The sequence below is a fragment of the Streptococcus sp. genome, assembly GCF_019414905.1.
In the GTDB taxonomy this organism is placed as follows: domain Bacteria; phylum Bacillota; class Bacilli; order Lactobacillales; family Streptococcaceae; genus Streptococcus.
Genome location: NZ_DXLC01000037.1, coordinates 1 through 375 on the forward strand (window position 1 = coordinate 1; position 375 = coordinate 375).

Below are 375 nucleotides of genomic sequence, written 5' to 3' on the forward strand. Positions count from 1 at the left end.
GGTTTAACATATGATCTCTTGTCGGTGTGCTGACCTCAAGCCCTACCAATAGGCTTTCAAAGGCCTGTTTTTCATTTTGAAGGACTTTTTTTCTCTGCAAAACCTGTTTCGTGGATAGGCAGTCCATAATTCAGATTGTATAGCGTACCTTGAGCTTCCGCCGCTTAAAAGTAGAGCGTAGCAGTAGCTTTATTAATCTTCATTAATAAAGGTGAATCGTCCCCACCATAACGCCGACTTCTTTTCCAATAACATATTCGGTATCTCTTCTATGTTTCTCAGGGCAATTCTTTCAACTGACACTTGATTACTTTCTTATTTAGCGGTACAATCTTCTTGGACATAGTTTGCTCAATTCTTTCCAAACAGAATTTA